The organism is Bradyrhizobium sp., assembly GCF_030697065.1.
Lineage (GTDB): Bacteria > Pseudomonadota > Alphaproteobacteria > Rhizobiales > Xanthobacteraceae > Bradyrhizobium.
Genome location: NZ_JAUYQU010000188.1, coordinates 1 through 10,956 on the forward strand (window position 1 = coordinate 1; position 10,956 = coordinate 10,956).

General features: G+C 63.8%; 11 protein-coding genes. 9 read left to right on the forward strand and 2 right to left on the reverse strand.

All coding sequences use genetic code 11. The features are described 5' to 3' along the window. The first annotated feature begins 160 nt into the window (after positions 1-160). From Q8R73_RS14410 to Q8R73_RS14440, 7 genes are all read left to right on the forward strand, one after another. Positions 161-2,368 carry a TonB-dependent receptor family protein gene (locus Q8R73_RS14410; protein WP_371126101.1) on the forward strand — a complete coding sequence of 736 codons (2,208 nt, stop codon included), beginning with the start codon at positions 161-163 and terminating at the stop codon, positions 2,366-2,368. A gap of 68 nt (positions 2,369-2,436) precedes the next feature. Beyond that, positions 2,437-2,970, forward strand: a complete 534-nt coding sequence (locus tag Q8R73_RS14415) for a copper chaperone PCu(A)C (protein ID WP_305720220.1) — start codon at positions 2,437-2,439, stop codon at positions 2,968-2,970. A gap of 8 nt (positions 2,971-2,978) precedes the next feature. Next, the gene (locus tag Q8R73_RS14420; RefSeq protein ID WP_305720221.1) at positions 2,979-3,497 is read left to right on the forward strand and encodes a YcnI family protein; all 519 of its coding nucleotides are present in this window, start codon (positions 2,979-2,981) and stop codon (positions 3,495-3,497) included. Between the two features lie 12 nt (positions 3,498-3,509). After that, entirely contained in the window at positions 3,510-5,084 is a 1,575-nt protein-coding gene (locus Q8R73_RS14425; RefSeq protein WP_305720222.1) for a CopD family protein, read from the forward strand. A 193-nt stretch (positions 5,085-5,277) separates the two neighbouring features. Next, on the forward strand, positions 5,278-6,597 hold the full coding sequence (proS, locus tag Q8R73_RS14430; protein WP_305720223.1) for a proline--tRNA ligase: 1,320 nt from the start codon (positions 5,278-5,280) through the stop codon (positions 6,595-6,597). A 76-nt stretch (positions 6,598-6,673) separates the two neighbouring features. Beyond that, positions 6,674-7,954 (forward strand): lipoprotein-releasing ABC transporter permease subunit, encoded by a 1,281-nt coding sequence (locus Q8R73_RS14435; RefSeq protein ID WP_305720224.1) that lies wholly within the window; start codon positions 6,674-6,676, stop codon positions 7,952-7,954. 7 nt (positions 7,955-7,961) lie between these two features. Further along, the gene (locus Q8R73_RS14440; protein WP_305720230.1) at positions 7,962-8,660 is read left to right on the forward strand and encodes an ABC transporter ATP-binding protein; all 699 of its coding nucleotides are present in this window, start codon (positions 7,962-7,964) and stop codon (positions 8,658-8,660) included. A 132-nt stretch (positions 8,661-8,792) separates the two neighbouring features. Here Q8R73_RS14440 and Q8R73_RS14445 read toward each other — a convergent pair whose 3' ends face one another. Continuing rightward, positions 8,793-9,041: a DUF3551 domain-containing protein gene (locus tag Q8R73_RS14445; RefSeq protein WP_305720225.1), complete on the reverse strand. Its 249-nt coding sequence runs from the start codon at positions 9,039-9,041 to the stop codon at positions 8,793-8,795. 23 nt (positions 9,042-9,064) lie between these two features. Then, complete coding sequence (locus Q8R73_RS14450) at positions 9,065-9,346, reverse strand: DUF3551 domain-containing protein (protein WP_305720226.1); 282 nt, start codon at positions 9,344-9,346, stop codon at positions 9,065-9,067. Positions 9,347-9,589: 243 nt separating this feature from the next. Here Q8R73_RS14450 and Q8R73_RS14455 point away from each other — a divergent pair, with 243 nt between their 5' ends. Then, positions 9,590-9,808, forward strand: a complete 219-nt coding sequence (locus tag Q8R73_RS14455) for a hypothetical protein (RefSeq protein ID WP_305720227.1) — start codon at positions 9,590-9,592, stop codon at positions 9,806-9,808. Positions 9,809-10,726: 918 nt separating this feature from the next. Next, positions 10,727-10,956, forward strand: a 230-nt coding sequence (locus Q8R73_RS14460; RefSeq protein ID WP_305720228.1) for a PHP domain-containing protein, incomplete at its 3' end; no start/stop codon positions are given.

Below are 10,956 nucleotides of genomic sequence, written 5' to 3' on the forward strand. Positions count from 1 at the left end.
CCTGAACGGTTCGGTCCCCGGCCCGGGTGGCACGCCCAGGCCCGCGCGCCTCCTTCGGATTCCTGACGACGAAAACACTCCCGTGATCCGGTGTGGCTCAGGCCATGCCGAATAGTGTCGTTGATCTGGCCGGCCGCCGCGTCGGCGTCAGGACTATCAAATGTCCCGTCCCCATCAGATGTCGGGCGTGCTTGCGCGCAGTTTTTTGCTGGCCTCCGCCGCCGCGATCGTTTCCGTCTCCGCCTCTGCGCAAACCAGTCCGCAATCGCCGCTGCCGCCCGTTACCATCGACGCCCCTCAACAAAAGCGCGCAGAAGCGGCCCGTCCGGCGCAGCGCAGTCGCGCGCGCGCAGCGCGGGTTTCCGGAGCCAGCAATCCCCCCGCGGCTCCGGTCGCGAGCGACGGGGCGAGGGTACCCGCGCTGACGGTCCTCACCGTGCACCAGGCGCTGCGCGACATTCAGAATACACCCGGCGGCGTTGCCATCGTCCCCGCCGAGGCATACCGGAACTCGACCGTCGCCAACACCATCAAGGACGTTCTGGACTATGTTCCAGGCGTGTTCGCGCAGCCGAAATGGGGCGACGACTTGAGGCTTTCGATCCGCGGGTCCGGCCTGTCGCGCAACTTCCATTTGCGTGGCGTTCAACTTTACATGGACGGTATTCCGATCAACACCGCCGACGGCTATGGCGATTTCCAGGAAATCGATCCCACCGCCTACAAATATGTCGCGGTCTACAAGGGCGCCAACGCGCTGCAGTTCGGCGCCAATTCGCTCGGCGGCGCCATCAACTTCGTGACGGCCACCGGCCGCGATCCCTTTCCGAACGGGGTGTCGGCCGATATGGGCGCGTTCGGGTTCAGGCGGCTGCAAGCCAATGCCGGCGGCGCAAATGGTCCATGGGATGGCTTCGTCACCGCCTCGACGCAGGCATCAGACGGTTTCAGGGATCACAGCAACGGGGATGCCACGCGGATCAGCGGCAATGTCGGCTATCAGTTCTCGCCTGACGTCGAGACTCGGTTTTACCTGAACGCCAACCAAATCCGCCAGCGCATTCCCGGCGCCGTCACCAAAACCTCCGCACTCACCTCGCCGGAGACCGCGGCGGCAGCCAACGTCCTCAACGACTGGCAACGCAACCTCGACACCGTCCGCATCGCCAACAAGACCACGATTCGCTTCGACAATACGATTGTCGATGTCGGCGCCTTCGCGGTCGACCGCCACCTGATGCATCCGATCTTTCAATGGCTGGATTACAATTACAAGGACTATGGCGGCTTCGCCAAGATCACCGATGACCGGTTCATCGGCGGCTTCCGGAATCGGCTTGTTGCGGGCGTCAACGTCGTGAATGGCAACATCGACAACCGGCAGTTTGCGAATATCGGCGGCCAGAAGGGTGCGCTGCTCTCGTCCTCGATCGATCGTTCCAAGAACACCTCCTTCTATATTGAGGATAGCTTCTACTTCCTGCCCAACGTCGCGGCGATCGGCGGAACCCAGTTCCTGTACGCAAGCCGCAACCGGCAGGATCGTTTCCTCACCGATGGTGATGCTTCCGGGGCGACCGAGTTCAATCTTTGGTCGCCGAAGGCCGGTCTGCTCTGGAACATCGATCCAACCTGGCAGGTCTTCGCCAACATCTCGCGGAGCGCCGAGGTGCCGAGCTTTGGCGAAAGTTCGAGGGGGCCGGGAATTCCGTTCATTCCCTTCACCAGCATCCGCCCGCAGATCGCCACCACCTCTGAGATCGGAACCCGAATGAAGCGGCCCGACTACGCCTGGGAGGTCACGGCCTATCGCGCCAACATCCGCGACGAACTGCTATGCCTCTACAGCGCCTTCGGCAACTGCAACGTCACCAATGCCGATCGCACCATTCACCAGGGTATCGAGGCCGGGGCAGGCGCCGCGATCATCCGCGGCATCTTCAACAACGGCTCCGCGCCCGACAAGATCTGGCTGAACCTCGCCTATACGTTCAACGACTTCCGCTTCGACAATGACCGGACCTTCGGCAACAACCAGCTGCCTGGTGCGCCGCGTCATTACCTGCGGGCAGAAGTGCTCTACAAGCACCCGACTGGCTTCTACATCGGTCCGAATCTGGAATGGGTGCCTGAGTCCTATTTCGTCGACAGCGCCAACACACTGAAGACCGAACCCTATGCGATCTGGGGCCTGAAGGCGGGGGTCGACAACGGCGGCACCTACTCCTTCTATGCCGAAGCCAGGAACATCGGCAACAAGGCATATATCGCTTCCGCCAGCATCATCGACCGGGCCAATGCCGCGTCGCCGCTGTTCGAACCCGGCAGCGGACGTGCCGTCTATGTCGGCGCCAAGGCAAGGTGGTGAATGGGCCGCGGACCAGGAAGATCAACTCGCAACTCACTCGTTTACGGAAGCAACAAGGGACAACAAACATGAAACAAGCCGCACGCAAGCTTAGCTACGCCATTGCATTCGCAGCGCTGATGGTCGCGCCCGCGGGTGCCCAGGACGTCAAGGCCGGCGATCTCGTGATCAGTCAGGCCTGGAGCCGCGCCACACCGGGCGGGGCGAAAGTTGCCGGCGGGTATCTCAACATCGAGAACAAGGGAGCCGCGGCGGATCGGCTGATCGGCGGTTCCGCCGATGTGGCGGGCAAGTTCGAAGTCCACGAGATGGCCGTCAAGGACGGCGTCATGACGATGCGTCCGCTCGACAAGGGACTCGTCATCGAGCCCGGCAAGACGGTAAAGCTCGCGCCCGGCGGCTATCATTTGATGCTGATGGATCTCAAGGGCCCGCTCAAGCAGGGCGACAAGGTCCCGGTCACGCTCGAGTTCGAGAAGGCCGGCAAGGTAAAGGTCTCTTTCGATGTACAGGGCGTGGGCGCGCAGGCGCCGGCCGGCGCGGGTCATTCCGGCGGTCACGACATCAAACACGCACCCGGCCATTCCGGCATGAAAAAGTGAGGCCGGTGATGTCGAAAACCACCATTGCCGCCGCCATCGCCACGCTCGTGGCGTTGCCGGCGAGCGCGCATGTGTCGCTGGAAAATCGTCAGGCAACCATCGGTGCCGGTTACAAGGCGGTATTCATGGTGCCGCATGGTTGCGCCGGCTCGCCGACGACAAGGATCCGCGTGCAGATCCCCGAAGGCGTCATCGCCGTCAAACCGATGCCGAAAGCCGGCTGGAGCGTCGAGGCGATCAGCGGAAAATACGCCGCCGAGTACAGCTTTCACGGCAAGAAATTCTCGGAAGGTGTCAAGGAAGTGGTGTGGAGCGGCGGCAAGCTGCCCGACGCTCACTACGACGAATTCGTCATGAACACCTTTCTGACCGGTGGCCTCAAGCCCAACACCACGCTGTATTTCCCGGTGGTGCAGGAATGCGAGCAGGGGGTCAGCCGCTGGATCGAGATTCCGGCGAAAGGCGCAGGCCATTCCCATGACGACAAGTCGCCGGCGCCGGGCGTCAAGCTGTTGCCGAAACCGTAGGGCGGAAAGCGGATGCGCCTGACCGCCGGCCTGGCGACGCTGTTGGCAGTTCTCTGCCTTGCTACCGGTGCATCCGCGCATGCCACGCTGGTTTCGACCGAACCCGGGGACGGCAGTATTCTGACGCTGGCGCCGAAGTCCGTTCAACTGCGCTTCAACGAAGCGATAACGCCGGCAGTGGTTCGCGTCATCGATGCCGCCGGCACGGCGCGCGACGACGTGACGGTGCGCGTCGCCGGCGATACCATCACCGTCACGCTGCCGGGCAACCTGCCGCGCGGGACCCAGGTCGTCAGCTACCGCGTCACCTCGGAAGACGGCCATCCGGTCGCGGGCTCCATGCTGTTCTCGATCGGCGCCGCGACCGGGGCGGCGGCAATCGAGACCAAAGCCGGCTTCGTCGACGCGCTGATCTGGCTGGCGCGGATCGGGGTCTATCTCGGTCTGCTGGTGGGAGTCGGCGGCGCGTTTTTCACCGGCTGGATCGGCCGCATGCCCGCAGCGGCGCGACTGATCGAGGCCGCGTTGCTGACGGGCCTCGTCAGCGCGGCGGCGGCGCTCGGGCTTCAGGGCCTCGATTTGCTGGATTTGCCGGCGGTCAGCCTGCTGACGGCGGCGCCGTGGCGGGCCGCCGCGGCAACCAGCCTGTTGCATTCCCTTCTGATCGCGATGCTGGCGATGGGCTTCGGGATCGTGGCGGTGCGAAGCCGGACCCTCGCTATCGCCACGACGTTCTCGGCGTTTGCGCTGGCCGGCGTCGGCCTGTCGCTCGCCTCCAGCGGGCATGCCGCGACGGCGACGCCGCAATGGCTGACCGCCCCGGCCGTGTTCCTGCATGGCGTGGGCGCGGCCTTCTGGGTCGGCGCACTCGCGCCGCTGGCAGCGATGGCCTGGAGACCGGCGCAACCCTTGCTGCCGGTGCTGAACCGGTTCTCGCGTGCCGCGATCTTTGTCGTGGCCTTGCTGGTGCTGTCGGGGCTCACGCTGGCCATCGTGCAACTCGGCAGCGTTGGCGCGCTGATCGGCAGCCCGTACGGCATCCTTCTGTCGGTCAAGCTCGCGCTGGTCGCGGCGCTGCTCGGACTGGCGGCGCTGAACCGTTTTCGGCTGACCCCGGCACTGGCCGCCGATCCCCGCGACACGAGGCCGCTGCGTCGATCGGTTCTGGCGGAGTGCGTCATCGCCCTGGCCATTCTGGCCGTCGTCGCCGGATGGCGCTTCACGCCGCCGCCGCGCGTAATGGCCGCGGCCGTCGTCCCGCCGCTGGCGATCCACATCCATACCGGAAAGGCGATGTTCCAGGTGCTGGTTTCGCCGGGCAAGGTGGGCATCGATCATTTTGTCCTGCAATTGATGGACGGCGAGGGCGCGCCGCTGCCGGCAAAGGAAGCCACGCTGACACTGAGCCTGCCGGAGCGCGGCATCGAGCCGTTCGAACGCAAGGCCGTGCTGGGCGCCGACGGCCATTGGTCGGTCCGGGATGTCGCGATCCCCTTTGCCGGCCGCTGGCATCTGCGCATCGACGCCCTGGTAACGGATTTCGAGAAGATCACGCTGGAAGACGATTTCGACGTGCCCGCGCGCTGAAGACGCTCGGAATTCCGGAACGTCATTGGCAAAGCCGCGTTTGCGCCTTAATCGCAAGGTCAATTGGTCTGGCAAAAGTGACGCGTAATCCGCTGTTCTGGCGGGTTTTTCCGACCCCGCCCTTGTGTTTTCGCAGCCGATCCGGTTTCACTGGCGCACACCCCGTGTCCCCCCCGATTCTTCTGGTGTCCCCATGCGATTGTCGCGGTTCTTTCTGCCCATCCTCAAGGAGAATCCGAAGGAGGCCGAGATCGTCTCGCATCGCCTGATGCTGCGCGCGGGCATGATGCGGCAGGAGGCGGCGGGCATCTATGCCTGGCTGCCGCTGGGCCTCCGGGTGCTGAAGAAGATCGAGCAGATCGTGCGCGAGGAACAGAACCGCGCCGGCGCCATCGAACTGCTGATGCCGACGCTGCAACTCGCCGACCTGTGGCGCGAAAGCGGCCGTTACGATGCCTATGGTCCGGAAATGCTGCGCATCACCGACCGGCACAAGCGCGAGCTGCTGTATGGGCCGACCAACGAGGAAATGATCACCGGGATCTTTCGCTCCTATGTGAAGTCCTACAAGAGCCTGCCGCTCAATCTCTATCATATTCAATGGAAATTCCGCGACGAGCAGCGTCCGCGTTTCGGCGTGATGCGCGGCCGCGAATTCCTGATGAAGGATGCCTATTCCTTCGACGTCGACGAGGCCGCGGCGCGGCGCTCCTACAACAGGATGTTCGTGGCCTATCTGCGCACCTTCGCCCGGATGGGATTGAAGGCGATCCCGATGCGCGCCGAGACCGGTCCGATCGGCGGCGACCTCAGCCACGAATTCATCGTGCTGGCGGAAACTGGCGAGTCCGCGGTGTACTGCGACAGCGACGTGCTCAATCTGCCGGTGCCCGGCGACGATATCGACTACGACAGCGATTTGTCCCCGATCATCAAGCAATGGACCTCGGTCTATGCCGCCACCGAGGACGTGCACGACGCCGCCCGTTTCGACAGCGAAGTGCCCGCCGGCAAGAAGGTGCAGACGCGCGGCATCGAGGTCGGCCAGATCTTCTATTTCGGCACCAAATATTCCGAGACCATGAAGGCGCTGGTGGCAGGCTCCGACGGCGCCGAACTCGCGGTTCACGGCGGCTCCTACGGCGTCGGCGTCTCGCGGCTGGTCGGCGCCATCATCGAGGCCTGCCATGACGACGCCGGCATCAAATGGCCGGAGGCGGTGGCGCCGTTCAAGGCTGTCATCCTGAATCTGAAACAGGGCGCCGAGGATGTCGATGCGGCCTGCGCGAAGCTCTATCGCGAGCTCGAGGCCAGGGGCGTGGAGGTGCTGTATGACGACACCGACCAGCGCGCCGGCGCGAAATTCGCCGCCGCCGACCTGATCGGCATTCCCTGGCAGATTCTGGTCGGCCCCAAGGGCCTCGCCGACGGCAAGCTTGAATTGAAGCGGCGCAGCGACGGGACGCGGGAGAATCTGAGCCCGGCGGACGTCGTGGCGCGGCTGACGTCTTGACGAATTATCCACCGCCCAGCGGCGGAATATCAGACGTGACGGCCACAATTAGCCCGAATCGCCTGTAAATCGAACTATGGATGAAGCCATGAGCGAGCCAGTTCGAACCCGACCGTTTGCGCCCTTCGAATGGCTCCTGTCCGGACGCTATCTGCGCGCGCGCCGCAAGGAGGGCTTCATCTCGGTGATCGCCGGGTTCTCGTTCCTCGGCATCATGCTCGGCGTCGCCACCCTGATCATCGTGATGGCCGTGATGAACGGCTTCCGCAAGGAACTGCTGGACAAGATCCTCGGCGTCAACGGCCATATCCTGGTGCAGCCGCTGGAATCGCCGCTGACCGACTGGAAGGATGTCGCCGAGCGCATCAGCCAGGTCGAGGGCATCCGCCTCGCGGCCCCCGTGGTCGACGGCCAGGCGCTGGGCTCCTCGCCGTTCAATGCCGCCGGCGTGTTCGTCCGCGGCATCCGCGCCGGCGATCTGGTCAACCTCACCTCGATCGCCAAGAACATCAAGCAAGGCTCGCTCGACGGCTTCGACGAGGGGCAGGGCGTCGCCATCGGCCGCAGGCTGGCCGATCAATTGTCGCTGCATGCCGGCGACAGCATCACGCTGGTGGCGCCAAAGGGCGCGGTGACGCCGATGGGCACCACGCCGCGGATAAAACCCTACAAGATCGCGGCGGTGTTCGAGGTCGGCATGTCGGAATATGACGGCATTTTCGTCTTCATGCCGCTGCCGGAGGCGCAAGCCTATTTCAACCGCAAGGACGACGTCACCGCGATCGAGGTGTTCACCACCAACCCCGACAGGATCGACGGCTTCCGCAAGGCCGTGACCGAAGCGGCGGGGCGACCGGTGTTTCTGGTCGACTGGCGGCAGCGCAACTCGACCTTCTTCAACGCGCTGCAGGTCGAACGCAACGTCATGTTCCTGATATTGACCATGATCGTGCTGGTCGCTGCGCTGAACATCGTCTCCGGCCTGATCATGCTGGTGAAGGACAAGGGACAGGACATCGCGATCCTGCGCACCATGGGGGCCTCGCAGGGCTCGATCATGCGAATCTTCCTGATCACGGGGGCGGCGATCGGCGTGGTCGGCACGCTGACCGGATTCTTCGTCGGCATGGTGATCTGCCTGAACATCGAATCGATCCGCCAGTTCCTGTCCTGGATGACCAGCACCGAACTGTTCTCGCCGGAGCTTTATTTCCTCTCCAAGATGCCGGCCGAGATCGACGTCGGCGAGACCACCGCGGTCGTGATCATGGCGCTGACACTGTCGTTCCTGGCCACGCTGTATCCGTCGTGGCGCGCCGCGCGCCTCGATCCCGTCGACGCGCTCCGGTATGAGTGAGGGCCAGATGGAGCAGGGGGCGGAAGACGTACCGGTTGTCTATCTCCACGACATCAAGCGCCAGTACACGCAGGGCGCGGAGACGCTGACCATTCTCGACGGCGCCAGGCTCGCGCTGTGGGCCGGGCAGTCGGTTGCGCTGGTGGCGCCGTCGGGCGCCGGCAAATCGACGCTGCTGCACATCGCGGGCCTGCTGGAGACCCCCGATGACGGCGAGGTCTATGTCGGAGGTGCGCCGACCTCGCAATTGTCCGACATCGAGCGCACCATGATCCGCCGCAGCGACATCGGCTTCGTCTACCAGTCGCACCGGCTGTTGCCGGAATTCACCGCGCTGGAAAACGTCATGCTGCCGCAGATGATCCGCGGCCTCAAGCGCGCCGAAACCGTCAAGCGCGCCACCGAGATCCTGGCCTATCTCGGCCTCGGCGAACGCATCAAGCACCGGCCCTCCGAACTGTCGGGCGGCGAGCAGCAGCGGGTGGCGATCGCGCGCGCGGTCGCCAACGCGCCGCGGGTGCTGTTCGCGGACGAGCCGACCGGCAACCTCGATCCGCATACCGCCGATCATGTGTTCGGGGCGCTGATGCAACTGGTCAAGGCGACCCGCGTCGCGATGCTGATCGTGACCCATAATATGGAACTGGCGGGCCGCATGGACCGCCGGGTGTCGCTGGCCGAAGGCAAGGTCGTCGAGCTCGATTAGGGGCAGTGGAACCTGCCGGCGGGGGCCTCAACCGAAAATGTTGAAAACAACCCCATGCAATGAATGAGCAACCCTACTATAATACCTTTTTCTGGCTCTATGCGCTCGCGAAGCGATCGCCGCGGGACCCGATCAGTAGGTCCGCCGCTGCCGCTGGGGGCGCCGGGGCCCCGCGTAATAGGGATTGATCTCGCACTGGGCGGAGCGGCCCGAGGCCGAGCCGGCGCATTGGGCCAGCGAGGTGAAGCTGCATTCGTAATAGGTGATCCGTCCATAGACGTGCAGGCAAACCGGATAGGCCGGGTCGTAGGTCTGCGCCGCCGCCGGTCCGGCCGCCGAGACCGTCGCCAGCGCCACAATTGCCAAAGCCAGATTACGCATCGGTGCCTCCTTCGAACCCGCCGTCAGTACCGGGGATAGACCGGCTGGCCGCGCTCGCGGCCGCGCATGGCGCGCGGATCGGCTTCGGGACCGGGGTTGTAATAGGGATTTTCGATGCAGGTGAGAAACCGCCCCGAGGCGGTGGCCTGGCACTGCTCATAGCTGGTGAAGGTGCATTGGCTCAGCGCGGGAATTTGATCGCCCTGGATGCAGAAGGGATAGCGGGTGCCGACCGCCTCGGCCGGGGCCGCGCCCATCATTGCCAGTCCGCCCGCGCCCAGCAGCGCCACAACCCAATTACGCATCGATACCTCCACCCGGCAGCAAGCCGCTCGTCGTCGAATCCATTGCGGGAACCAGAGCCGGTCCGGCGGCGCTTCGTCAACTCACGTTCCTGCGCGGGGTTCAAGCGCATCAAGCATATCAATTGGTTCCGCTGCCAAAGTGACATGTTGATTTAGGTCAGCCGCACAGTGGCGGGGCCTTGAACCCGACCCCCGTCGGCGCATATTGGCCCGCAGCAGAGTGGCAGCAGGGCAGGAGGCAATATGGCTGAACATGGCGGACTGAAAATCGTATCGCTCAGCCACAATATGGCGGCGGGGAAATCCCATGTCGGGCTGGTCTGGGAATCCGATCCCTCGCAATCCCTCGGTCTGGAAGTCCCGTTCGGATGCAGTCTCGAACAGCTGCCGGCGGAAGCGGAAAGGGCTGTGCGCGCGCTCTCGACCGAACTGGCCTCGATCGCCGTGAGCCTGCGGCCTTGAGGCAGAGCGCGGGCGGGCCGGTCGTTCAAGTACAAATTGCCAGAACGGCAATGACGCATTCAAAACCGGCGAAAGTTCGAACAGCGCAGCGGGAATTTGGGGCGGTGTGACTTGGTCACGGCCCCAACCAAAGAAACGGCCCCAACCCGAGGGATTGAGACCGTCCAGTATTTCCTCGGATGCCTTGGGGGATGCACCCGGTCTTGCATGGCTAAGTCGGCTGGCGGACGTTCGTTCCTGATGTGGCGACCAAAAACGCGAACGGCAAAAAGAGGCCGCCAACCAGGCGGCCTCCCTCGGTCAAGCTGTGCAGTCGGCCGTCAGGGGCAGCAACCGGCAGCGGCGATGCTGGTGCCGAGCGCGGCGAAAGCGAAGATTGCAGCGGTAAGACGAAGAATCATCGGTTGTCCCTTTCTCATGGTGACAGGCTCAAAGAAACCCAAACGGAAATAACTGGCAAATCACGTTTGGGAGGCTCCCGATCCCCGTAGTTTTACGGTTTCCATTGACGGAACGGCTATTCCGGTTCCGTTCTCCTTAAACAGGTCCATCAATAGATCGGCCACCGGTGATCCAGACAGGCCAATCGCCCTCTTGACTCCGAAGAACAAAAAAGGAACAATGTTCTTCATATGTTCCATTGTCAGGAGGCGGACATGTTGAAGACGTTTGTGGAAGAGGCTGCGGCGCTGGCGTCGCTTACGTTGTTTGTCGGGATGATCGCGGTCTGGGCGCAGCTCATTCCCCAGCTGTGAGGTCCTGACGGACCAGGCGGCACCCCCGGCAGGAAAGCGGGGATGCCGGGGCCTGTGGCGCGGTTCGGCGTGGACAGGCCGGGCGCCAGGCATCACCATCGGGACGCGAGTCGGCCCTGCGAGGGCGGCCTGCCTCCCTCATGCCAGATGATCGCTGACGTCCATGACTTCAAAACCTTCGGCAAATGTCGCCAATGCCGGATTCGTCCATCTTCACGTCCATTCCGCCTATTCGCTGCTGAAGGGCTCGATCAAGATCCAGAAGCTCGGTGAACTGGCCAAGGCCGACCGCCAGCCGGCGCTGGCGCTGACCGATACCGACAACATGTTCGGGGCGCTGGAATTCTCCGACAAGATGGCCGGTTACGGCATCCAGCCGATCATCGGCTGCGA